Here is a 25,914-nt window from a genome sequence, read left to right on the forward strand (position 1 = left end):
GTTTTAACCGCATTTTAAATATTGTTTGGAACGCTTTTGATGCGATGCGGTTTACACACAATGTTTCCATTGGCTATGTCGCTAATGGTATGGATCAATTCAGGAATTCCTTGACTGAACCTGGCACTGGTAGCAACCACAGGAATTCCTAGATCGCGTGCCAAAGTCCGTTCGTCTATAGTGATGTGGTTGCGTTTGGCTTCATCCATTAAATTCAAACACAACACCGCTTTATCGGTAATTTCAAGAATTTGAAGCACCAAATTTAAGTTGCGTTCCAATCGGTTGGCATCAGCAACAATAACTGTTACATCAGGTTTTCCGAAAAGGATAAAATCCCTTGCCGCCTCTTCATCTTCAGACGTTGAAAGCAATGAATAGGTGCCCGGTAAATCGACCAACTTGAATGTTTGTTTGTTGTATTCAAAACCACCTTCGGCCCGGGCAACGGTTTTCCCTGGCCAGTTTCCTGTATGTTGCCGCAAGCCCGTTAACGCATTAAAAACCGTGCTTTTTCCTGTATTGGGGTTGCCCGCCAAAGCCACCACAAAATCGACATTCGTGGTATTGATGCCCAGTCTTTTTAAGCCATCGGCATTAAAATGGGCGCAGGTTTCGCAAGCACTTTTTACTTTTGTATCCATGGTTTAATTTTCATTATTTTGTATTACTTATTATGCTTTATTGCCAAGACCTGTCAGGTTTTAAAAACCTGACAGGTCTCACTTCAATTTACTAAGTCTTTTTTAATCAGAATTTTAGCCGCTTGATCTTTTCTTAAGGCAATGGAAGTTCCCTTTATTAAATAGGCATGGGGTTCTCCTAACGGGTTCATTAGATCTATTTTGATGTTGGCGCCTTTTACAAATCCCAAGTCCAATAAACGCCTTCTGCTTTCTCCTCTGCTTTCTCTGGACATGCCTATTATTTTGGCAGATTCATTTTCTTTTAAACTCGATAATCTAGCAATATTATCTTCCATAACCACTTCTTTTTCAATAGGAGCGACCGTTAAATTGGCTGCAACAATAGGAGCGAGTCTAAATTCTTCACCTTCCGATTGAAATACAATGCGGGTGGCGTTATTTTCCACCACTTTAATAAGGGAACCAATATGAATGTTTTCAGCTAAAATCTGTTTGTAGATAATTTCTGGCTCATCTTCAATATGGGTAATTCTTCCCAACGAGTTTACTGGCAATAAAGGCAATTCAACCCCATTAACTGGTGCTATTTTACCCGTTTTTGTGGGTATCGGGTCGCCATGTGGATCAAATTTGGGATTTCCCAATCGCGCAGCCAAGGTATTGGTTTCGTCATGACTTAGTTTATGCTCCATCATTTCCGCTCTATCGTGCCATTCTTCTTTGCTAAAGCCTGTTTTATCGGCCAAATAGCGTTCCCAAAGCCTGTGGATACGAACAATTCTTAAGGCATAATCGCGTCCGGCATCTGTTAGTTTCAACACATCCGATTCAAAATAAATCAAGTTATTGATGGTCATGTTTTTTATGACTTCTATAATTTGATGGTTGCTGAATTTCAACACTTGAAGCAGGGTTTTTGTATTCACTTTATTGCCAGAATCTTCAAAATGGTACAATTGCTTTAAAATATCTTCGGTAATTACTTTTTCGTTGCCTTTAAAATTGTTTTTTATAATCCAGAACCAGCCTTTTGTGGGTCTGAAAAGCACAAAAATAATACCTGCTATTATAAAAAACAGCACGAGCGCGTTTATGGGATTATAGGTGTTCATATTACTGGCTTAAGAATAAATTTTTTGCAACTTCTTTAGAGATAATGATTTGTTTGGTTTTTGTTTGAATGGTGACCGAATCATCAAAAGGCTCAAAATCCAATACTTTTATGGTGTCGCCCAAAGCCAAATTGTTTTTGTTCAAATATTTTAGGAATATATCGGATGAATCTTTAACTTGAGCTAACACACCTTCGTTACCCGTTTGCATTTCCAGTATATTAACACTTTTTCTCAAAGCATAGTTCCCATCTCTATCTGGAATGGGATCGCCATGTGGGTCGTGCGTCGGGAATCCTAAAAAAGCATCCAATTCGTTTACCAATTTCAAGGATTTAATATGCTCCAATTGTTCGGCAACATCATGCACCTCATCCCACGAAAAGTTAAGCTTTTCTACTAAAAACACTTCCCAAAGGCGGTGTTTTCTAATAACGGATGCTGCGGTTAATCGTCCTTCGTTCGTTAAACTAACCCCTTGGTATTTAATGTAGTGGGCCAAATTTTTATCTGCTAACTTTTTAACCATATCGGTAACCGAAGATGCCTTGGACTCAATTTTTTCAGCAATGGCGTTGGTACTAACAGCATCGGTTCCTTGTTTACCCAAATGGTAAATGGCTTTTAAATAATTCTCTTCGGATAAGGTTGTCATACGTTAACTTTAGGCTACAAAGATACTTAAATTTACTTAAAAGTAAATATTTTTTTAGGGATGGCTAAAAATAAAAATGAAGTATAATTTATGTATTTTTGTTTTAGATAAAGATTGGTATATCAAAAACGGAACGAACTCGATAAAATGAGGACAGTTATTGGATGATTTCTATAGAAAAACGTTTACATTAATGTTGAGTTCGATTATAATTATGAGAAAGCAGAAGTTATTTTTTTTGAATATCTTACACCAAGTTAAAACCATTTATGAATAAGCAAGAACGCATATCTTTGGCAATAAAAGAGGTGATTTCCAACTTAATGGAAAGAGTTATGGATAGAGTTTTAATAACAGATCCATTTATAAAGGAAAAGCATCATTCCAGAAAACCGCTTTATGCAGCCTTAGTTCCAGATGAAATATTTAAAGGCTCTCATTTTGAAAGAAGATTTGTTACACCATTTGGAAGTGTTTGGGAAGAATTGGCAAAAGTAGTTGCTTTTGAAGCTCATGGAAATTGCACAATAGGGCATACTATTCATGGTACTGTTGGGCATGAAAGTTTAAGACGAATTCAAGAAGTATTGAATAAGTTGGAACATAGAGGAAAAGGGAAAGAAAGAATTTTACCTGATTGGAAAACAGAACTTGACTATATAAAAAAAGGAGGTGGAGCATTAATACCAGTAAGTGTAATTTGCGATGTTTTCATTAATAATGAAGACACAAATATAAAATACGCATTTGAATTAAAAGGACCTTTGCCTAATAGTGACCAAACGAAAGTGAGTAAAGAGAAAATGTTTAAATTATTAGCAATGAGTCCCAAACAAGTTGACTTTGCTTATTATGCTTTGCCTTATAATCCTTTCGGAAAAAGAGAAAATTATAAATGGGGTTTCCCAATGAGATGGTTTAATATGCACACCGATGAATCTGTATTAATTGGAGATGAATTTTGGGAACTTATCGGAGGAGTTGGTACATATAATAATTTTATTAAAGAAATAAATTTATTAGGGAAAGAGTACCGAGAACGTATCTATAGAGAATTTTTACAAATTGAACCACCTCAAAATTTTAATGAAAACCTCCTTAAATAATCCAACAATGAAACATCCATGACTAGATTTTTGTCACACAGAGAAAATTATTATATGGATGTAACATCTGACCGATGAAAAATCAATAAGTATAAACAGATGAAAAACAACAAATTTACTTTTATAGACTTATTTGCTGGTATTGGAGGTTTTAGAATGGCTCTCGATAATGTTGGGGGTAATTGTCTTGGTTTTAGTGAAATTAATAACGATGCTATAAATACCTATTGTCAAAATTTTAGCGAAAATCCAGATAGTAATTTTGGAGATATAACAAAGCTACAAAGTTTACCAGAAAGTGATTTGATTACGGCAGGAGTTCCATGTCAGAGTTGGTCTATTGCTGGAAAAAATTTGGGCTTTGATGATGATAGAGGTCAACTTTGGAATGATACTATTTACCTGTTAAAGCAGTCAAAACCTAAAGCTTTCATTTTTGAAAACGTAAAGGGACTTGTTGACCCAAGAAACAAAAAAGCATTGCTTTATATTTTGGAAAGGATTAAGGAAGCTGGTTATTATGCAAAATATTATGTGATTAATTCATTTGATTATGGAGTGCCACAAAATAGAATTAGGATATATATAATTGGGTTCAAAGAAAAATTGTATTTAGATAAATTTCAACTTCCAAATGCACTAAACAATAACACAAAACTTGGAGATTTAATCTTTGAGACCAATATTAAAACAAAAAATGACAATCAATTTTTGGATAAAGATTTATTCGGTGAAATTTCTACACAAAGAAGCATGAGTTTGTCTAGTAAAAATGGCTTTAATGACTATTTTTTATTTAATGATTTAAGAAATGGTCATTCCACAATACATTCTTGGGATATTATCAACACTTCAAAAAAGCAAAAAGAAATTTGTTATCTATTGTTAAAAAACAGAAGAAAAAGTGCCTATGGAAAATTAGATGGTAATCCATTATCCTTAAAACATTTTAAAAATCTGGATGCCACTATAAGTAAAGAAGAACTTGATGATTTAGTAAATCTTGAAATATTAAAAGAGGTAGAATATTCTTTTTCAATCAATAAATTTGACAAAAAAGATTTATCAGATTATGAAAACGACTTATTGGAATTAACCGATTATAAGAAAATAGATTTTGATGATTTAAAAAATAATCGTGTTTTAAAATTGAAAAAAATCCCTTTAACAAAAACATTAGAATCACTAAAAATTAAAAATATTATCGAATGTACCGAAATTCGATATGACTTTAAAAACACTAAAATTAGTACAGGATTATTTGGCATTAATAGGATTTTTCTACCTACCTCAAGCATTTTCCCAACATTAGTTGCCAGCGATACGAACGATTTTATATCAACAGTAGAATTAGAACCAACAGATATGGAAAATTATAAAAGTCAATTCATAAAAGAAATTTATAACAAAAAAAACTATCGGAAAATCACGAAGGAAGAGGCTTGTGCTATTCAAGGTTTCCCTAAAGATTTTATTCTGCCCGAATCTCGTAATAGATGGATGAAATTAATAGGGAATAGTGTTTCTGTTCCAGTTATCGAAATGTTATCTAAAGCCATATTAAAAACAGATGTTTTTAAAACCAACCAAGATTTGAATCAGCAATCTAAAAGAATGGACTTGCAAACTTATCGCTAAATCAAGAATGTTTTATTCAAATCTCTGTACAGGCGAAAAAGCATGATGTTATGGCAAAACACAACGAACTCGGTAAAAAAGGCGAACAATTGGCGGTTGATTTTCTGTTGAAAACCAACTACGAGATTATGGAACGCAATTATCGTTTTGAAAAAGCTGAGGTGGATATCATTGCCAAAAAGGACGGCTTTTTAGCCATTGTTGAAGTAAAAACACGATCGACCATAGATTTTGGCAATCCCCAGGATTTTGTAAAACCCAAGCAAATTCAACGCCTTGTAAAAGCAGTTGATGAATATGTAAATGCCAACGGTTTGGATTTAGAGGTGCGTTTTGATATTATTGCTATTGTAAAAACAGGAAACAAATTTGTTATCGAGCATCTGGAGAATGCTTTTTATCATTTTTGACATTTATGTCATCCTGAACTTGTTTCAGGATCTCATCTTAATTTTAATCTAAATATGTGAGATGCTGAAACAAGTTCAGCATGACAGATTACCTAATTAATAAAGCCTTTAAAGCTTCAATATCATCAGGTTTTCCAATAATGTGCTTGTCTTTATCGAGTACAAAATAAGTAGGTGTTGCTGTAACACCATACTTATTGCCAATTTTGTTATCCCACTTGCCCAAACCAAGCACATGGATAAATTCTGGATAGCTTTTAATTTTTTCTTTCCAAACTTTATTGTCATCTTCAAGTCCGACGGCAATGACCTTAATTTTCTCCTTTTTATAAGATTTTAAAAACTTTTGCAATTTCGGGATTTCATCAAGGCAATGCGAACAGCCACTGCTCCAAAAAACAATGATGTATTTTTCTGCATTCCCTAATTCACTTAATTTTTTAGTCAGTTTCTTGTCGTCTTTTATTATTTCAAAAGAAAAATCGGGTGCTTTACTTCCTATTGAAAGGTTTTTGTATAATGTTAAAGCATCTACAAGTTCGTTGTCTTTTAAAGATTTCGCAATCTCAATCAACTGTTTTTTGGAAATATAATTGGCGACTGCTTCATAATCCAAATCGACCATTTGCTGCCATAAACTGACCAGTAAAATACGCTTAATAGCTACAGGTGCGTCTTTCATGGCATTGCAAAATACATCGATATTGTTTTTGTAGTTGGTGGTTTCATCGACTCCTTCAGAGGACATCCCAAAAACATAATTGTTCATGCGTTCCTCTAAAAAACTAGAGCTTTGAAGTGTTTTGTTATTAAAATCGACGTAATCAAAATAATGCTTTTTTAAATTGCTGACATAGGTTTTTACGTCTTCATATTTTTTGGGGATGTAGGGTCTGTTGGCTTTTATAAATTGAAGTGCGATGGTCTTTTCAGCTAGTTTTTCAAAATTGGATTGTGCTTCCCGTTGTGTTTTAAAAATGGCATTTAACGCCATGGTGTCTTTTTTGTTTTCCCTAAAATAATTACTGATGCTTTGGGTAACGGCAGACATACTTTTGGTATAGGATTTCAATAATTTATTTTCGGAAGAGGACTTGAATTCAACGCCTGTTTCTGTGTTGAACGAAAGCATAATGTCTTCCTTTCCGTTATAAATAACATCAAAATTATAGTCTTCTTGTGGTACCGCATAAACAATTCTGTACATGCCACTGGTTACGGCCGAATCCAATTGAAATTGAAAACTTCCATCCTTTTGTACTTCGGCATTGGCAATATACTCCGATACCGTTGGCGTTACTTTATACAACAATGCTACCTTATAATCTTTAGGCGGAGAAAACATGCCCGAAATAGTATGTTGCGCTAATAGAATGTTTGGTAATACTATTAGTAAAGAAATTAGTTTAAATAACATGGTTTTAAAGTTCAAAAGTTTAATGTTTCAGTTTTTTTACGCAATTATTTGGTTGTAAGTTTATCAGGCTATGGGTTTATAACCTCATTACCTTATAAACAAATAAACTTTTTACCCCACAAGCGGTTGCAACACTTTTAAGGCCTGTTTTACCGATTTGATATTCTCGAAAGTCAGCAAAAGCCGTAAGCCGTTACGGGTTTGCTTCTCTTTCATTTTGCAAGTGTTTGGGTTGGTTTGTACAAACTGCAGCACTTTGGTAAAGTTACTACTTTGATAAAAACGACTTTGTTGGTCGTTAATAAAATAACCTATCAGCTTGCCTTGTTTCATCACAATTTTTTCGAAACCGGCTTTGGTGGCAATCCATTTTATTTGAACGCTGTTCAACAAATCGGCCACTTGTTTGGGCAATTCGCCAAAGCGGTCTATTAATTCGGTTTCAAATTTTTGTAGCTCTGCTTCGTTTTTTAATCCGTTAAGTTTGGTGTATAAACTTAATCGTTCGGTAATGTTATTTACGTAATTGTCCGGGAACAGCAATTCAAAATCAGAATCAATCGTTACATCTTTAACATACACTTTATCTTCTTCATTTTCGTCATACAACTCTTTAAACTCATTTTCCTTGAGTTCTTCAATGGCTTCATTCAATATTTTTTGATAGGTATCGAAACCAATATCGTTGATGAATCCGCTTTGTTCGCCACCCAATAAATCGCCGGCACCACGAATTTCAAGATCTTTCATGGCAATATTGAAACCGCTGCCCAATTCAGTAAATTGCTCTAAAGCCGTGATACGTTTTCTGGCATCATCGGTCATTGTGGAATGTTCCGGTGTTATAAAATAACAAAATGCTTTTTTATTGCTTCGCCCCACACGACCGCGCATTTGGTGCAAATCACTCAATCCGAAATTATTGGCGTTATTGATGAAAATGGTGTTGGCATTCGGCACATCGAGCCCGCTTTCAACAATGGTGGTACTTACCAACACATCAAAAGTGCCGTTTATAAAAGCCAGCATGAGTTCTTCCAACTTTTTGCCTTCCAATTGCCCATGACCGATACCTATTTTAGCATCGGGGACCAACCGCTGGATCATGCCTGCCACTTCCTTGATATTTTCTATGCGGTTATGAATGAAGAAAATTTGTCCGCCACGTTCAATTTCATAACTCACAGCATCGCGAATGGTTTCTTCGCTAAAACGAATGACGTGACTTTCAATGGGATACCTGTTTGGTGGTGGTGTGGTAATAACCGATAAATCGCGCGCCGCCATCAAGCTAAACTGAAGGGTTCTGGGTATGGGTGTTGCGGTCAATGTCAACACATCTACATTGTCTTTCAACGTTTTTAGTTTTTCTTTTACTGCGACGCCGAATTTTTGCTCTTCGTCAACAATAAGCAATCCTAAATCCTTAAACTTTACGTTTTTGTTTACCAGTTGATGCGTGCCGATAATGATATCAACAGTACCGTTTTCCAACCCATCCAAAGTGTCGCGTTTTTCCTTGGCGGTTCTAAAACGGTTCAAATAATCTACCGTAACAGGAAAATCCTTTAAACGGTCCCTAAACGTTCTGGAATGCTGATATGCCAAAATAGTGGTTGGCACCAAAACGGCCACTTGTTTCCCATTATCAACCGCTTTAAACGCAGCACGAATAGCGACTTCGGTTTTACCAAAGCCCACATCGCCGCATACTAAACGGTCCATGGGGCGTTCGCTTTCCATATCGGCTTTGATATCGGCGGTGGCGGTACTTTGGTCGGGCGTATCTTCATAAATAAAAGAGGCTTCCAATTCGTGTTGCATATAACTATCGGGGTTGTACTGATAGCCTTTTTCGGTTTTACGTTTTGCGTAGAGTTTTATAAGGTTGAAGGCAATATGCTTAACCCGTGATTTTGTTTTTTCTTTTAAAGTTTTCCAAGCGGTGCTGCCCAGTTTGTAAATTTTAGGCGGCTTCCCATCTTTTCCATTAAACTTGGTGATTTTATGTAACGAATGAATACTTAAATACAGCACATCGCGCTCGCCATAAACCAATTTAATGGCTTCTTGTTTTTTGCCTTCAACATCTATTTTTTGAAGGCCGCCAAATCGCCCTATACCATGATCGATATGGGTTACGTAATCGCCAATATCTAAATTGGTAAGTTCTTTTAAGGTTATGGCTTGTTTTTTAGCATAGCCATTTTTAACATGGAATTTGTGGTAACGTTCAAAAATTTGATGGTCGGTGTAGCAAACTATTTTGTTATCGTGGTCTATAAATCCCTGATGCAGCGATAATACAATGGTTTTATAAGGCTTTACTTCTAGGTGCGAATCATCAAAAATATCGTGAAAGCGTTTAGCTTGTTGTTCGCTAACACAGGCTATATAAATAGAATATCTTTTCTCGTAATTGGCGTTTATATCTTCAATTAATAAATCGAATTGTTTATTGAAGGCGGGTTGGGGCGTGGTGTTAAAGGCAACAGTATTGCCCGATGGATTATTGAAAAATGCTGTAGTACCAAATTCAATAATTGAAAAATCGAGTAATTGTTTTTTTAAGGCTGTTGAATTACAAAACAGTTCATTGGGTTCGGCATGTTTTATTTCTGAAGAAAGTGTTTTAAAAGCATCCTCGGCTTTGGAATAAAAATCGTCTATTCTTGAAAAGAACAAATCGACATTTTTAAAACATACCAGCGTTTTTTGAGCCATGTATTGCAAAAAACTTTGTCGGCTGTCTTGCAATAGTTTATTGGCAACATTGGGAATGATGTTGATTTTTTTAATCTGCTCGATGGAAAGTTGGGTTTCCACATCAAAAGTTCTAATACTATCCACCTCATCGCCAAAAAATTCAATTCTGTAAGGTTCGTCGTTTGAAAACGAAAATACGTCCACTATACCACCACGTACCGAAAATTCACCGGGTTCGGTAACAAAATCGACGCGTTTAAATTGGTATTCGAACAACACTTCGTTTACAAAATCGATGGATAATTTATCGTTTACCGACACTTTTAAGGTGTTGCGTTCCAACTCTTTTCTGGTTACCACTTGCTCGAACAACGCATCGGGATACGTAACGATGATGGCGGGTTTTTTACGGGAATTGATGCGGTTTAAAACCTCGGCACGCAACAACACATTGGCATTATCGGTTTCTTCAATTTGATATGGTCTGCGGTAACTTCCTGGGTAAAACAGCACGTCTTTATCGCCACAGAGTTGCTCTAAATCGTTTAAATAGAATGCTGCTTCTTCCTTATCGTTAAAAACCAGGAGGAAAGGCAATTCGTTTTGATTAAAAATACTTGAAATTACAAAGGAAAATGACGAGCCTACAAGGCCTTTTAAATGTATTCTCGCTTCATTTTTGGCAATGGCAATTTGCAGAATTTGCGTTTGCAAAGTCTGTGCATAGGTTTGAGACAGGATTGATTTACTCACCTAAAATTCGGTTTTGAAGTGCAAATATAAGCCTTAGAATTGTTTTTTAATATGGAGATCATTTAAACTTTTTCAATTGGCTAAAAACAGGAACTTTTATTTTGATGCGTTTGCCCTGTCAGTAAAGTAAAAATTAAAATGGATTAAGTATTTTGGATGATTATGCGGCGAACACGGGAAGCAGGTTTTTTTTATGTGTTCATTTCAAGCGTGTTGGCTACCAATCGTATTTCATTATACGAGAATTTCGCATCAATTTTACTTTTAAGCTCAGAAAAACTCTCAAAAGTTTCTTTCTGCATGATGGTTCTAAGCTCCTCGTATTTTTCTACAGGGATGATGTCGGTAACTTTAATGGCGCCCGTGGGAATAAAATGGGCCAAATGCCCTTCAATAGTGCCTGTTGTAAAATTTCGTTCTTTGGCAATTTCAACAATGGACAATCCATTTTTAAACAGTTGGAGCGATATGTTTTTGGTATCTTCTTTATTCGATTTTCCTTTTTGGGGCTTTTCTTTTTTACGGACAATGGCGTTTGGATCAATGGCGTTTTCGGCACAATAATTTTTTATGATATCAATAATTTCGGTACCATATTTTTCTGCACGTACTTTTCCCATGCCGTTTACAGCGAGCAATTGTTTTTCGGTTACAGGTAACATGTCGCATAAATCGTATAATGATTTTTGGTTAAAAATAATGTAGTGCGGCAGGTTTTCCGCATCGGCATAGGAGGCACGTAAGGCTTTTAATCGTTCAAAAAGTATGGGATGCTCGGTGGTATCCTGGCGTTCTTTTTTAACGGGAGTTGTTTTGGTTTTTTGTAAAACCGCTTTGGCACGAAGCTCTAAATACTTTAAGCTGCTATAGGTGTTTTTCAAACCATTCAAACAGTATAATTTAGTCGCCAGTTGCTCTTCAAGTATATCTAATTGTTTATTGAATTCTTTATCTACTTCTTTATTTTCTGTGGCAAATGTTAAGGCATCAAAAGGGGCTTTTATAAAATCTGAAGTGTGTTTTATAAAATATTCCAAAGCCTTATGGATCCTTTCTTGAATTGGAGGACTTTTTTCTGGCGCCATCACATCTGCACTCATCATTTTTAACTGTGCCATAAAACTGGTATTTAGCTTTAACAACTTGGTAATGCCTTCTTCTTTTATGGTGGTTAAAGGCTCCAGAATGTTTCCTTTTAAACTGCTAGGGTTTTTGTAATAAAGATCTAAAAGCCTATTTACAGGTTGTAATAATGCATAATAATTAAGAAGTTCTTCAATTAAGTTTAGCTGATATATTTTTTGCGATTCATTTAAAACAGTTTCATTGGGCGGGTTGTTTTCAACCGATTGGTTAAAGGAGGTTACGCGCATATCGTTAATAATACTGTTTCCGCTGATCGGGTTTTTTAAAACAATGCCTTCAAGGGTTCTGCACCTGCTTAACGCCACATACGTTTGCCCATGTGCAAAAGACGCTTGTGCATCAATAATGGCTTTATCGAACGTAAGTCCCTGGCTTTTATGTATGGTTATGGCCCAAGCCAATCGAAGTGGCATTTGCGAAAACGCGCCCGCCACATGTTCTGATATTTCCTTGGTTTGTTGGTTGATGCTGTAATTTATATTCTCCCAAATTTCGGGCACCACGGTAATATCAAACGCATCGCCTTGGCATCGAACGGTGATTTCCTTTTTATCCAAATGAATTATTTCGCCTATTTTCCCATTAAAATAACGTTTTTCCGGGGCGCTGTCATTTTTAACAAACATTACCTGTGCACCTTTTTTTAATTCCAGTTTTTCATGGGTTGGATATGAATACTCCGGAAAATTGCCTTCAACTTCCGCTTTATAGAAATAACTTTTGTCTTTAATTTTTTGCAACTCCAAATCGTTCATTTGGTTGGCTCTGTTGTTATGTGTGGTAAGGGTGATGTAACCATCATTTTTAGCAGGGGAAAAATTGGTAAGATAGCGTTCATTTAAGAGTGCCGCCGAACCATTGTACAGTTTATTGTTTCTAATTTCATTCAGAATTTTAATAAAAACCTCATTGTCTTGCCTGTAAATATGCTTTAGTTCAATACTAATAGCGTTACAGCTTTGAAAGACCCGGCTACTAAAAAAGTATGGCGTTTCATAATAAGGTTTTAGCAATTCCCATTCGTTGTCTTTTACCACGGGCGAGAGTTGTTGCAAATCGCCAATCATCAACACTTGCACGCCACCAAAGACCTTGGTTCGGTCTTTATAACGTTTTAAAACCTGATCGATACCGTCCAATAAATCGGCACGGACCATACTGATTTCATCAATGATCAATAAATCCAACGACTTAATAATATCGATTTTTGTTTTATTGAATTTTCTCTGAAACCCAGATTCTTTATTCTGAAACCCCGCTTCCTCGGGTAAAACCGGACCAAAAGCCATTTGGAAAAACGAATGGATAGTAACGCCTTTAGCATTAATGGCCGCCACACCCGTGGGCGCAACAACTACCAATCGCTTAAACGATTTTTGTTTTAAACTATGTAGAAAAGTGGTTTTTCCGGTGCCTGCTTTTCCCGTTAAAAAAACATTTCTGTCTGTTTTTTCAACAAAATTCCAGGCTAACTCAAGTTCTTGGTTTTTGGGCATTGGGTTTTTCAAATCAAAATATTACTCAAAAACAAATATAGCAAAAACCTTTAAAATCATTAAGCCTATTGCTGCACCAAAGCGAACCAGTGAAATTAAGATTTAGTTTATGGGGAGCGAATACAAATGGCTGTTCCCAATGCATTAAAAACATTTAAAAGGTTTTACAGCTATGAAAGTTTTTTATCTTTAACGTTTAATTAAATGATTTTATGAAACATCCATGACTACATTTTTGTCACACAGCAGAAATGATTATATGAAGTCCCGATAGCTATCCGGGATGACCATTAAAAAAAATAGAAATAAACAGATGAAATACACAACATTACCAAATACCGATATTAAAGTTAGTAAAATATGTTTGGGCACAATGACTTGGGGAAACCAAAACACGGAAGCTGAAGGCCATGCGCAACTGGATTATGCCATCGAAAAAGGCATTAATTTTATCGACACCGCCGAAGCATACCCTGTGCCGGCCAATGCCGAAACACAAGGTAAGACTAGTAAAATTATTGGTACCTGGTTAAAAAAAACAGGCCATAGAGATCAAGTGGTATTGGCCTCCAAAATTGCTGGACCGGGCGATTATACAGCCCATATACGCACCACAGGGTTTAGTAAAAGTGCCATACAGGATGCCGTAAACAATGAATTAAATAGATTGCAGACCGATTATATCGATTTGTTCCAACTGCATTGGCCAGAGCGCGATACCAACAGGTTTGGCGTACGGGATTATAAATTGGACACAAAATGGCAAGATAATTTCAATGACATTCTCCATAGCCTAGGTGAAGTAATTAAGACCGGTAAAATTAGAAACGCCGGCATATCAAACGAAAATGCTTGGGGCACGATGCGGTATTTGGAAGAATCGAAACACCATAATCTGCCAAGGATAAAAACCATCCAAAATGCGTATTCATTGATAAACAGGGTTTTTGAAAATGATTTGGCCGAGGTTGCTTTACGCGAAAACGTTGGGCTATTGGCGTATTCGCCCATGGCCTTTGGAGTCCTTTCGGGGAAATACATAAAAGGCACTGCAGCAGATGGTTCCAGACTAAAATTATTCCCAAGGTTTTCAAGGTACAGCAGCGAACCCTGTACCGAAGCTACAAAAAAATATTTAAAAATAGCAGAGGGGCACGGAATGGCCTTGGCACAGATGAGTTTAGCATTTGTAACCCTGCAACCTTTTGTAACCAGTACCATTATTGGCGCTACCAATTTAGAGCAACTTAAAGAAAATATTGGAAGTATGGATGTAACGTTGAGTGATGAGGTGTTGACGCAGATTAACGAGGTGCATAGTTTGATTCCTAACCCAGCGACTTAATAGTCCATTTAGTTATTATTTTTTGTGATTTGCTAAACGTTATGTTCTAAAATTGTTGGTTAGCAATACACCCGCAATAGCGATTGAAACGGCATCCTTTTTTGCCATTAAAAGCAAAAAAGATATAGTGGAAAGCGCGGTGCTTTAGCAATTGCCCAACTTCTCTATGTGATTGTTATAACCATCGGAGTTGGTGGAAAATTGGTTGTTAAACGGCCTTATCATTCATCTGAAAAAATCAATTATATGAAAGACAAACTGCTTTTTTTCTTCAGAAAAATGTATCGCCTAAAAGATAAAATTGCATTCTATCCGTCGCTTTTAGCTGTTTTAGGTTTTGTTTTCACCTATGTTATGGTTTATTTAGAAGAAAGAGGCATTTCCAAATACCTTCTCGAATCATTTCCTGCACTGGTTATAAATAATACCGAAACGGCAAGAAGCCTTTTAACAACCTTTATTGGCGGCCTTATTTCCATTATGGTTTTTAGTTTTTCCATGGTAATGATATTGCTCAACCAAGCATCGAGTAATTTCTCCCCTCGACTGTTACCAGGTTTGATAAGCAATAGAAGGCATCAAATGATTTTGGGCTTTTACATTGCCACGATACTGTATTGCACCTTCATTTTAGTTTACATAGAACCAGACGGCGACAAATACCAATTACCGGGTTTTGCCGTTCTTTTTGCCATCTTCTTCATGGTAAATTGTCTTGCGGCCTTTATCTATTTTATCCATTCCATTTCCCAGGAAATACAAATCAATAACATCATGGATAAGATTTTCAATATCTCGAAGCAGCGCATGCTGTATTTAATTGATAACGAAAAATATAATAAAGATGATTTTCCGGAAACCGATATATGGAAAAAACACTCATCGAAACAATCAGGTTACTTGCAAAATGTTTCATTAGAAAACATTGCAAAAATAGCCAAGGAACAAGAAGTAAAAATAGACGTAGTTGTTATTAAAGGCCTGTTTGTTTCTGAAGGCATCACGCTTTTTAAAAGTGAAAAGGCATTGGATGATGAGGTTATAGATAACATTACGGAACACTTTGATTTTTCTAAAAGTGAACTGATTGAAGACAACTATGTGCTGGCATTCAAGCAAATTACGGAAGTTGCCGTAAAAGCGATGTCGCCGGGCATCAACGACCCTGGAACAGCTTTAAATGCCATTGATTACTTGGCCCAATTATTTTCTTTGCGTATTAAGAAGAACGATAAAAGCCTTATTTATATAGACCATGTAGCGTATGTTTCCATGGCGACCATTGATTTTAAGACCTTGATTTTTCAGGTAATGGCAGAATTAAGAACCTATTGCAAGCAGGATGTGGTTATTGTAGAAAAGTTGGTAATGATGCTTTTACATTTAAAAAACGTTGCAAAGAAAGAAAACAAAAAGTATCATGATATTTTAGATGAAGAAATAACAAACTTAATTTTAGACGCCGAAGAGGCGATTACCAACAAACGTGATATAAATTTTATTAAATCCATTTCTTAAAATGGATTATAAGGAAAAGCACTCGTTGCAAACGAGCGCTAGCGGAGGTTTTAAATGTAGATTAGAGCAATTCGTGTCTAAAAGAAATACTGATTAGTCAATAATTTTAAAACCTGTATATGCCTGTAAAACTTCAGGAATTACAATGCCATCCTCTGTTTGGTAATTTTCTAAAATACCTGCCAAAACCCTTGGCAACGCTAAAGAACTTCCATTTAAAGTATGTGCCAATCCGTTTTTACCTTCGCTATTTTTAAAACGCAGTTTTAAACGGTTAGCTTGAAAGGTTTCAAAGTTAGATACCGAAGATATTTCCAGCCATTTATCCTGGGCGGTTGAGAACACCTCAAAATCATAAGTCAATGCCGAAGTAAAACCTAAATCGCCACCACAAAGTCTTAAAATTCTGTATGGTAATTTCAATTCTTGCAAAATGGTTTTCACATGTTCTACCATACCATCCAAAGCTTCATAAGATTTGCTAGGATGCTCCACCCGTAAAATCTCCACTTTATCAAATTGGTGCAACCTATTTAATCCGCGAACATGCGCACCATAACTTCCAGCTTCCCTGCGAAAACATGGGGTGTAACCTGTAATGCCTATTGGCAATTCGCTTTCATTCAGCACCACATCTCTAAAAATGTTGGTTCCGGGAACTTCGGCGGTGGGAATTAAATACAGATTATCTTCGGTTACATGGTACATTTGCCCTTCTTTATCTGGCAATTGCCCGGTGCCAAAACCAGAAACTTCATTTACTAAATGTGGCAATTGATATTCGGTGTAACCCGCCGCGGTATTTTTGTCTAAAAAATATGCAATCAACGCACGTTGTAATCGGGCGCCTTTTCCTTTATAGACCGGGAAACCCGCACCTGTGATTTTATTGCCTAATTCAAAATCTATAATGTCGTATTTTTTTGCCAGTTCCCAATGGGGTAAAGCACCATCGTACAATACAGGAATAGTACCTTCCTTATAAACCTCTAGGTTATCGGTTTCAGAATTCCCGTTTGGCACTATCTCATTGGGAACATTCGGTATTTTATAAAGCAATTGGTTTAATGCTTCCACTTTATTAATGAGCGCGTTGTTCAATTCTTTTGAAGCGTCTTTTAACTGACCTGTTTTCTCTTTTAAGATATTTGCTTTTTGTGTTTCGCCCGATTTGTATAAGTTGCCAATATCTTTTGAAAGCGTGTTGGATTCTGCCAAAATGTTATCCAACTCGGTTTGGATGCGTCTTCTGTCTTCATCTAAAGAAATCACGTTATGAATCATTTCAGTGGCATCTATATTTCGTTTTGCCAATCGTTCTATAACCAACTCTTTATTTTCTCTAATAAAAGGGACTTGTAACATGTCTTGAAAATTTAAGTGGCAAATTTAATGAATTGCGAAGATATTTAGCGCGCTATTATATGTAAAATCTAGTTTAGTAATTGACAAAAATAATTTTATATCAAAATAACTATTAAAGCTGACCCCTCCGCCTATCGGCACCTCCCCTTGAAAAAAGGGGAGGAATTATTTAAGGAACTTTTTTAATAATTTGATGTTAATAAATTTTTGTCATGTACATACAAAATCTAGTTAATCAAAAATGGGATTTTATAAAGCGTATCGAGGTTTCTTTATCCTTTAATAATTGTTGTTTTAAAGCGTTGACCGATTCAAATTTTTTCTCATCGCGCAATCGATGCAATAAATCAATCTGAATGGTTTTTCTGTAGATATTTTTGTTGAAATCAAAAAAGTGCACTTCAATGGTTTCTTGGTTTCCTTCTACAGTCGGGTTAAAACCAATATTCATCATGCCATAAACCAATTCATTATCAATCAAGGAACTAACAACATAAGAACCGTGCTTGGGGATTAACTTATAATCTTCCGCAATAAAAATATTGGCAGTTGGATACTCCATTTGTCTGCCCAAAGCTTTACCCTTAACCACTTTTCCGGTAAGCATAAAATGGTATCCCAAATAAGCATTTGCCTTTGCTATATCCCCTTCGTTCAAAGCTTTTCTGATTTTTGTGGAACTTACGGAAACATCGTTTATATCCTGCGCCGAAATCTCTTCCACTTCAAACCCATATTTAATGCCAAAAGCTTTTAAATCGTTTATATCGGCATTTCGGTTTCTGCCAAATCTATGGTCATACCCAATGATTACTTTTTTGGCGTTCAGTTTTTCGACTAAAATTTTATTGACAAAATTTTCGGCCGACAGACGGGAAAATGCTTTGGTAAATTTTTTAATGAGCAAATAATCCAATCCCAAGGCTTCTAAAATAGTGCGGCGCTCGTCAATGGTATTTATTAATTTAATCCCAGAATCTTTTTGCAACACCATGCGTGGATGCGGAAAAAAAGTAAGGATTACAGATTTTAAGTTGGCGTCTTTTCCGTTATTAATCAAACGTTTAATAATTTTTTGGTGCCCAATATGTACCCCGTCAAAAGTGCCAATGGTAACTATGGTAGGCTCTAACGAGGTGTATGCTTTAATATCCTTTATTTTGCTCATAACAAGCGTTTAATTGCTAATTTGATTGAAAACAGTTAGATTTGTTTTGTGTAAACTAAAATAGTCCCCCAATATGTTTATGGAATCGCCATTAAAAAACACCGGTAAATAAAAGGCGATACGATATGTGCATTGAAAAACAATAATCATCTACTTATGAAAGCAAAACTACATTATGTTTTATCAATGGCACTATTTTTATTTGTCTTTTCGGTTTCTGCACAAGATTCTTCATGGAAAAAAATGGAATCCATTAAAGATACCCAAATAGTTTCAAAATTAAATTTAGAGAAAAGTAAAATACACGTTTTCAAACTTAATACCGCTTCATTGAAAGAATCGCTATCATCTGCTTCTTTAAGGAGCGATAAGGCAAAAAAGAAAGTAACTATCATTAGTATTCCCGGTAAAGATGGAAAACTGGAGGCTTTTGAAGTGTATGAAGCGGCTGTTTTTACGCCCGAGTTGGCTGAAAAATACCCCAATATCAAATCGTATGTGGGTGTTGGGTTGGATAATTCTGGAACCCGTTTACGGATGAGTATGTCGCCACAAGGCGTTCAAACCATGATTTCCTATCCCGATAAACCAACGGTTTTTATGCAGCCTGCTTCCAAAGGTTCTAATGAATATGTTTTATATGATAGAAAAGACAAAAAGAGATTTGCCGACAAATTTGAATGTAAAACCGTTGAAGCCCTAACTGGATCTTTCAACAAAAGCAATACCATTTCAAAAACTAAGCTTAATGAAGGCGGAGCGAATAACCAAACGCTTCAAATATTTAAGATCGCCATATCTGTAACTGCGGAATATACAGCATATCACAATGATGGAAACCCTGTAAATGGCGATGCGGTTGCCGATGCTTTGGCTGCCATAAACAATACGCTTTCTAGAGTTAATGAAATTTTTGAAACCGATATGGCGGTTACTTTCCGACTTATAAATGCCCCACAATTAATTTACACCAATGCAGCAACCGATCCTTATTCTGATGCTAGTATTGGTGCTGATACCGATAACTCCAGTAGCAGCAGTTGGAGCAATCAACTTCAAAACAATTTAAATAGTGTTCTTAATAGCACCGATTATGATTTAGGCCATTTGTTTGGCGCTACAGGTGGTGGTGGCAATGCCGGTTGCATTGGTTGTGTTTGTGTGGATGGTTCAAAAGGAAGTGGGTTTACTTCGCCTTCCAATGCCACACCCGAAGGTGATACTTTCGATTTGGATTTTGTGGCACATGAAATTGGGCACCAAATGGGCGCTAACCACACCTATGCTTATGATGATGAAGGGAACAACGTAAGTTCTGAACCTGGCAGCGGCTCTACCATTATGGCATACGCAGGTATTGAAGTGGCCAATAATGTGGAGTTAAACAGCGACCCCTATTTCCATTACCATAGTATTAAACAAATATTGAACAACTTAACTGGGAAAGCTTGCCAAACCACGGAAGTAATTGCCAATAACCCGCCCATTGCAAATGCTGGAAGTGATTTCAATATTCCTGCAGGCACCGCTTATGTGTTAAAAGGCGCAGCTACCGATGCTGATGGGGGCGATAACCTGGCTTATTGTTGGGAACAAACCGATAGCGGCCTGGTTAATTATTTGAATTTCGGACCGGATTTGGCTTCGGGGTCCATGAACCGTTCTTTGCCACCATCTAGTTCTCCAGAAAGATACATTCCTAAATTTAGTAGCGTGTTGGCAGGAAACACCCTGCAAACCAACCCGACTTTGGGGAGCGATTGGGAAACGGCACCATCTGTTGGAAGAACTTTAAATTGGGCGTTGACCGTTAGGGATAGAGCACCTGCTAGTTTTACTGGTGGGCAAAGTAGTTTTGATACCATGAGAATTACAGTGGAAAATGTTGCACCGTTTACAGTTTCCAACCCCGTGTCTTGGGTTCAAGGCAGCAGTATTACTATTAACTGGATAGTTGGGCAAACCAAGAATGCCACCATTAACTGCCAGAATGTGAACATAAAATTATCGACTGATGGCGGTTTGACATTTCCAATAACCATCGCATCCAATACCCCAAATGATGGAACGCATACTTATACGGTGCCTGCAATTCCAAATACAGCCACGGCAAGACTGTTGGTTGAAGCAGCCGATAATATATTTTATGATGTTTCTAATTTCAATTTCTCTATTTCACCTGCCTCCGATTTTTTTATGGTGGAAGAAACTTTAGATCCTATTGCATGTGCGGAAACCACCGCAACTTTCCATTTTAATTATGTTACAGCAAATGGTTTCCCAGAAAACACGGTGTTTAGTGCATCTGGAAACCCGGCAGGATCATCGGTTTCTTTCTCACCAACCAGTTTAAGTGCTTCTGGAAGTGTAACGATGGCCATTACTGATCTAAACGGTGTTCCATTGGGCAATTACCCCATTACCATTACAGGAACAGCCACTTCTAAAACAAAGGATAAAAATGTAACCCTGCCTTTTTTTAATAGTAATTGCGTTTCTGTTGCCAGTACAGCTTATGAAACCAGTACTACTTTAGTACAGTTCAACACCATTAACAAAACCTCGGCAAAACCTGCTGGGTACAATAATTACACAGCTATCTCCACAAATGTAAACAGAAACAGTGCTTATGGTTTAACGGTTAAGGTAAATACCGACGAAGACTTTACCGTAGCCACAAAAGTGTGGATAGACTGGAACCAAAATTGTAGTTTTAATGATGCTGGCGAAGAATATAATTTAGGCAATGCCACCAATGTTTTAAATGCCACCACTTCAAACTCGCCACTTTCCATTACCGTTCCTGTTGGGGCCAATTTAGGGAATACTTTAATGCGCGTGTCCACCAAGTTTCAAGGTAATGGTAGTGGCCCGCCAACGGCATGTGAGAATGGATTTGATGGTGAAGTGGAAGATTACTTCCTTAATATTATGCCTGCTCTATCCATTGAAGAATTTGGTTTCGAGAATTTTATGGTCTATCCCAACCCTAACAGCGGCACATTTACAGTTCAATTGAATGGGTCTTTGGATCGCGGTATCTCTGCTGCTGTTTTTGATATTAGAGGACGCATTATTTATAAAAAAGATTTTGAAGGTGTTGGAGATTTTAGACAGGAATTACAATTGAATACCGTACAATCGGGCATGTATTTATTGATTGTGAGCGACGGTGTAAAGAAATCCACTAAAAAGATTTTGATAGAATAAGGCTTATGTTTTTTCTTTGTGAAACTTTGTGTTTAGCTGTTTCACCAAGTTGCACAAAGTAGCACAAAGGTTCACAAAGTTGTTTTATGAAAACACATCAAGAAAAAAATAATCTTTTTACTTCCCATTAAAACCATTCATGGTAATATGGATTCCTGCCATACCAAAGGATTTTATAAGTTCAACGGATTTTTCTAAACGTTCTTTTAGTTTTTGGTTTTCTTCATCGGTCCATTCACCCAATACATAATCAATTTGTTGCCCTTTATTGAACGCATCGCTAATGCCAAACCTAAATCTATTATAATTTGTGGTATTTAATTTATCTTGAATATCCTTTAAACCATTGTGTCCGCCGTCGCTTCCTTTTGTTTTAACACGAATGCTTCCAAAAGACAGGTTTAAATCGTCGGTTACTATCAATAAATTTTCTAACGGTATATTTTCTTTCGTTAACCAATAGAGGACTGCTTTTCCGCTTAAATTCATGTAGGTGCTTGGTTTTAAAAATATAAAAGTCCTGCCTTTTAATTTAAAGGTAGTAACGTCGCCTAGTTTTTGGGTTTCGAAGGTTAGGTTTTCTTGTGAAGCAAAATGATCTAAAATTTTGAATCCTATATTATGACGTGTATTAGCATATTGTTCACCAATATTTCCTAAACCCACTATTAAAAACTTTTTCATGTGTTTATATTATTATTTTTATAGGTCACATGGTTCTTCCATACAATCATTCCCTTGGGTATCGAAATTTAGTTATGGAAGTTTCATGGTATCTTGTTCGTTCCGATGGCTTTTCTTTTTAAATAGCTGTGAACTCATTTGAATTTTTTGTATTGAGGCGAAAATTAATCGTTTTGTGACCAGTTGAAGGCTTTTTTTTAGTTGCATAGCATCGCTACGGAAATGAAAAAAGACAAAAAATGGGTGCAAAAGGATAATTTTTTAGCCAATTGAAAAAGTTTAAATGAGCTCTATCATAAAAATTGCCACATGATGCTATTTATGCGTTAAAATTAAAACAAAAATACTTCATAGATGGCAAAAAACTAAATACCGGTTTTTATTATTGGGGAAAGTACTTTGTCTAACTGCCTTTGGGGGTTGAGACAGATTTAATTTAGAACTCATCTTGACCTTGTTGGTATTAGAGTTAAAAAAAATAAACCTACAAGGTAGGATGTCAAATATTAAGTACATAAAATTTAAAACTTCGTTTTTTTTTAATCAATAATGATTTTTTAAAATAACAGAAAGTCTTATTTTACTAAGTCTGTCAGGGTTTTGAACCCTGACAGACTTAAAATGTAAACAAAAAACAGAACGAACTATTTTTTATTAAATGTCCTATATTTGACACCCCACCTACAAGGTTTTTAAAACCTTGCAGTAGTATAATAACTAACTGAAAATTCATTAATTAAACCTGATTTAAAAAGCCCCGTCCAAATTAAAAGCATTCCTTTTCCTAAAAATCAAGAACCTTGGCGTATATAAACCCACTGGTGGGAATAAATTTACCATAAAAAAGCATTGCTCAAAATGCTTTAATAAAGTATCTTTGCACTCGCTATATAAAGCGGTTAAGTAAATATACTATTGGGCAATTCAAAAACGGCGGTAACAGCACCTTCTATCATTTCAGATTTTAAGGAAATCACGAAAATGCGCTTATCTGTAAGCGTTGTATTTTCGTCGCTTGCAGGCTATTTGTTGGGTGTTGATGTGGTGGATTTTAAAATATTGGTTTTACTTGCTTTAGGTGGTTATTTTATGGTGGGCGCATCGAATGCGTTCAATCAAATTATTGAAAAAGATCTGGATGCCTTAATGGATCGCACTAAAAACAGGCCCATTCCTGCGGGCCGTATGTCCATTACCACCGCATTTATAATTGCCTCTATTTTTACGCTTTTAGGTATTATTATTTTGTACACCATCAACAAGCAAACCGCTATGTTTGGTGCCATTTCCATATTTTTATATACCTGCGTTTACACGCCTTTAAAAACAAAAACACCTTTGGCGGTTTTTGTTGGCGCTATTCCGGGAGCCATCCCATTTATGTTGGGTTGGGTGGCTGCCACCGACCATTTTGGTATTGAACCCGGCACCTTGTTCGCATTGCAGTTTTTTTGGCAGTTTCCTCATTTCTGGGCCATTGGTTGGTTTTTATATAGAGATTATGAAAAAGCAGGATTCTTTATGTTGCCAACAGGAAAACAAGATAAGGGCACCGCGGTACAAACCGTTATGTACAGTATTTGGACGTTGTTAGTATCCATTATTCCAGTTTTTGGTTTTACAGGATCGTTGAAATTATCGATAGTGGCAGCGGTTTTGGTTTTTTCACTTGGTTTGGGCATGTTATATTATGCCATTAGATTGTTTAAGGACATGACCGAAAAAGCGGCTAGACAGTTAATGATAGCAAGTGTTTCATATATAACATTGGTACAAATTGTGTACGTAATAGATAAATTTATTAGATAGCCATGGATTTAACGCAGGGTACTTTAGAAGAAAAAAATAGCAGAGCAAAAAAAATGATGCTTTGGTTTGGTATTATCTCGCTTATTATGTCGTTTGCTGGCTGGACAAGCGCTTTTGTGGTAAGTAGTTCAAGACCAGATTGGTTAAAGGACTTTCAATTGCCCAATGCGTTTTTAATAAGCACAGTGATAATAATTTTAAGTAGTTTTTCATTCATTTTAGCAAAAAAAGCCTTAAAAACCGGAAACAGAAAGGCAACCACGCTTTGGTTGTTCGTTACTTTAATTTTAGGTGTTGTTTTTATATTTAACCAATTTTCTGGCTTTCAGCAAATCATAGATTTAGGGTATAATTTTACGGGTCCCACCAGTAATGTAACCATGTCTTACATCTACTTAATAGCAATTGTGCATATTTTACACGTTATAGTGGGGTTGATTTGCTTGTTGGTAGTAATTTATAATCATTTTAAACAGAAGTACACACCAGCAAAAATGCTTGGTTTTGAATTGGCAGCAACTTTTTGGCATTTTGTGGATATACTTTGGGTGTATCTGTTTTTGTTTTTATATTTTATAAGATAAAATTATTGCTTTTCAAATGACCCATATCATAATTTGACATAAGTTTCTATTTAGCGTCCTTTAAAATTTAATGATGTATATTTTATTAAATAGATAAATTGACTATTTTTGTCCAACTTTTAAACAACAACCATAATATATGAGTACTACTACAGTTGTAAACGCTGGAATCGAAGAAAAAGCTTGGAGCGGTGGCAATAGGCCACTAAATGCAAGTTATGGTAAAATGATGATGTGGTTTTTTATCGTTTCTGATGCCTTGACGTTCTCCGGATTTTTGGCAGCCTACGGGTTTTCAAGATTTAAGTTTATAGGCTCCTGGCCCATTGCCGATGAAGTGTTTACCCACGTGCCTTTTTTGCACGGGCAGGAACTTCCCATGATCTATGTGGCGTTCATGACGTTTATACTTATCATGTCTTCCGTAACCATGGTATTGGCGGTAGATGCTGGCCATCATTTAAACAAAGCCAAGGTAACCATATATATGTTGTTAACGGTTATTGGAGGTTTAATATTCGTAGGTTCCCAAGCATGGGAATGGGCCACATTTATTAAAGGCGATTTTGGCGCTGTGCAAACAAAAGGAGGTAATATTCTACAGTTTGTAAATGCAGAAGGACACCGCGTGGCTTTACGGGATTTTGTGGTAGCTGCCCCTAATGAAAGAGTACAACAGAAACGGAACAATGGTATTTGGTTTGTTGAAGAAGGAAGCTTGCCAACCTATACTTTTGAAGATGTGGTACGTGGTTTGGAGTCGCACCCTGAGGTTTTGGTAAGAACACAAATTCTTAACGAGCATGGTCGTAAAACAGTACTTTCAAGAGGAGAATCTTTAAAGCAATTAAAAGCCAACGGAACACATGTTGTTGAAGGAGCCAACTTGCACGAAAACGAATATGGGACACCATTATTTGCAGATTTCTTCTTCTTTATAACTGGTTTTCATGGGTTTCACGTATTTTCAGGGGTCATTATTAATATCATTATTTTCTTTAATGTGATATTAGGCACTTATGAAAAGCGTAGAAGCTACGAAATGGTCGAAAAAGTGGGGTTATACTGGCACTTTGTAGATTTAGTCTGGGTATTTGTGTTTACATTCTTCTACCTAGTTTAATTGAGAATTATATATTTTTATC

The 25,914-nt window shown here is 36.3% G+C and carries 17 protein-coding genes and 1 pseudogene; 9 read left to right on the forward strand and 9 right to left on the reverse strand.

Translation table 11 applies throughout. The features are described from left to right. Positions 1-26: 26 nt before the first annotated feature. The 3 genes and pseudogenes from ACU1LP_RS12190 to ACU1LP_RS12200 form a co-directional block, all read right to left on the reverse strand. Positions 27-644 (reverse strand): annotated as a pseudogene (locus ACU1LP_RS12190) (FeoB small GTPase domain-containing protein); the annotation flags it as partial. A gap of 83 nt (positions 645-727) precedes the next feature. Next, positions 728-1,759: a metal-dependent transcriptional regulator gene (locus ACU1LP_RS12195; RefSeq protein ID WP_445736391.1), complete on the reverse strand. Its 1,032-nt coding sequence runs from the start codon at positions 1,757-1,759 to the stop codon at positions 728-730. A gap of 1 nt (position 1,760) precedes the next feature. Next, positions 1,761-2,414, reverse strand: a complete 654-nt coding sequence (locus ACU1LP_RS12200) for a metal-dependent transcriptional regulator (protein ID WP_445736392.1) — start codon at positions 2,412-2,414, stop codon at positions 1,761-1,763. A 269-nt stretch (positions 2,415-2,683) separates the two neighbouring features. On the opposite strand from ACU1LP_RS12200, the gene ACU1LP_RS12205 reads away from it, so the two are divergent. The 3 genes from ACU1LP_RS12205 (at position 2,684) to ACU1LP_RS12215 (ending at position 5,568) form a co-directional block, all read left to right on the forward strand. Further along, complete coding sequence (locus ACU1LP_RS12205; protein WP_445736393.1) at positions 2,684-3,520, forward strand: TdeIII family type II restriction endonuclease; 837 nt, start codon at positions 2,684-2,686, stop codon at positions 3,518-3,520. Positions 3,521-3,619: 99 nt separating this feature from the next. Beyond that, the gene (locus tag ACU1LP_RS12210) at positions 3,620-5,158 is read left to right on the forward strand and encodes a DNA cytosine methyltransferase (RefSeq protein ID WP_445736394.1); all 1,539 of its coding nucleotides are present in this window, start codon (positions 3,620-3,622) and stop codon (positions 5,156-5,158) included. 50 nt (positions 5,159-5,208) lie between these two features. Then, positions 5,209-5,568, forward strand: a complete 360-nt coding sequence (locus ACU1LP_RS12215; protein ID WP_445733667.1) for a YraN family protein — start codon at positions 5,209-5,211, stop codon at positions 5,566-5,568. Between the two features lie 88 nt (positions 5,569-5,656). On the opposite strand, the gene ACU1LP_RS12220 is transcribed toward ACU1LP_RS12215, so the two are convergent. The 3 genes from ACU1LP_RS12220 to ACU1LP_RS12230 all read right to left on the reverse strand — a co-directional run bounded on the left by ACU1LP_RS12220 (position 5,657) and on the right by ACU1LP_RS12230 (position 13,086). Further along, entirely contained in the window at positions 5,657-6,985 is a 1,329-nt protein-coding gene (locus tag ACU1LP_RS12220) for a TlpA family protein disulfide reductase (RefSeq protein ID WP_445733666.1), read from the reverse strand. Positions 6,986-7,096: 111 nt separating this feature from the next. Continuing rightward, positions 7,097-10,444 carry a transcription-repair coupling factor gene (gene mfd / locus ACU1LP_RS12225; RefSeq protein WP_445733665.1) on the reverse strand — a complete coding sequence of 1,116 codons (3,348 nt, stop codon included), beginning with the start codon at positions 10,442-10,444 and terminating at the stop codon, positions 7,097-7,099. A gap of 191 nt (positions 10,445-10,635) precedes the next feature. Beyond that, complete coding sequence (locus ACU1LP_RS12230; protein ID WP_445733664.1) at positions 10,636-13,086, reverse strand: helix-turn-helix domain-containing protein; 2,451 nt, start codon at positions 13,084-13,086, stop codon at positions 10,636-10,638. A gap of 313 nt (positions 13,087-13,399) precedes the next feature. On the opposite strand from ACU1LP_RS12230, the gene ACU1LP_RS12235 reads away from it, so the two are divergent. After that, a complete protein-coding gene (locus ACU1LP_RS12235; protein WP_445733663.1) occupies positions 13,400-14,431 on the forward strand; it encodes an aldo/keto reductase in 1,032 nt (343 codons plus the stop codon). Between the two features lie 246 nt (positions 14,432-14,677). Next, the gene (locus ACU1LP_RS12240; protein ID WP_445733662.1) at positions 14,678-15,949 is read left to right on the forward strand and encodes a DUF2254 domain-containing protein; all 1,272 of its coding nucleotides are present in this window, start codon (positions 14,678-14,680) and stop codon (positions 15,947-15,949) included. Positions 15,950-16,042: 93 nt separating this feature from the next. Here the strand turns inward: ACU1LP_RS12240 and serS are convergent, their stop codons facing one another. Both serS and ACU1LP_RS12250 read right to left on the reverse strand, forming a co-directional pair. Then, positions 16,043-17,314, reverse strand: coding sequence for a serine--tRNA ligase (gene serS / locus ACU1LP_RS12245; protein WP_445733661.1), 1,272 nt, complete (start codon positions 17,312-17,314; stop codon positions 16,043-16,045). Between the two features lie 235 nt (positions 17,315-17,549). Continuing rightward, entirely contained in the window at positions 17,550-18,482 is a 933-nt protein-coding gene (locus ACU1LP_RS12250) for a bifunctional riboflavin kinase/FAD synthetase (RefSeq protein WP_445733660.1), read from the reverse strand. A 156-nt stretch (positions 18,483-18,638) separates the two neighbouring features. Between ACU1LP_RS12250 and ACU1LP_RS12255 the strand changes: the two genes are divergently transcribed. After that, the gene (locus ACU1LP_RS12255) at positions 18,639-21,692 is read left to right on the forward strand and encodes a reprolysin-like metallopeptidase (RefSeq protein ID WP_445736395.1); all 3,054 of its coding nucleotides are present in this window, start codon (positions 18,639-18,641) and stop codon (positions 21,690-21,692) included. Positions 21,693-21,809: 117 nt separating this feature from the next. On the opposite strand, the gene pth is transcribed toward ACU1LP_RS12255, so the two are convergent. Further along, positions 21,810-22,376: an aminoacyl-tRNA hydrolase gene (pth, locus tag ACU1LP_RS12260; RefSeq protein WP_445736396.1), complete on the reverse strand. Its 567-nt coding sequence runs from the start codon at positions 22,374-22,376 to the stop codon at positions 21,810-21,812. A gap of 915 nt (positions 22,377-23,291) precedes the next feature. On the opposite strand from pth, the gene cyoE reads away from it, so the two are divergent. The 3 genes from cyoE to ACU1LP_RS12275 all read left to right on the forward strand — a co-directional run bounded on the left by cyoE (position 23,292) and on the right by ACU1LP_RS12275 (position 25,892). Beyond that, a complete protein-coding gene (cyoE, locus tag ACU1LP_RS12265) occupies positions 23,292-24,185 on the forward strand; it encodes a heme o synthase (protein WP_445736397.1) in 894 nt (297 codons plus the stop codon). Positions 24,186-24,187: 2 nt separating this feature from the next. Continuing rightward, a complete protein-coding gene (locus tag ACU1LP_RS12270) occupies positions 24,188-24,769 on the forward strand; it encodes a cytochrome c oxidase subunit 3 (protein ID WP_445736398.1) in 582 nt (193 codons plus the stop codon). Positions 24,770-24,908: 139 nt separating this feature from the next. After that, complete coding sequence (locus ACU1LP_RS12275; RefSeq protein WP_445736399.1) at positions 24,909-25,892, forward strand: cytochrome c oxidase subunit 3; 984 nt, start codon at positions 24,909-24,911, stop codon at positions 25,890-25,892. The last annotated feature ends 22 nt before the right edge of the window (positions 25,893-25,914 follow it).

The sequence above is a fragment of the Mariniflexile sp. genome, assembly GCF_052728615.1.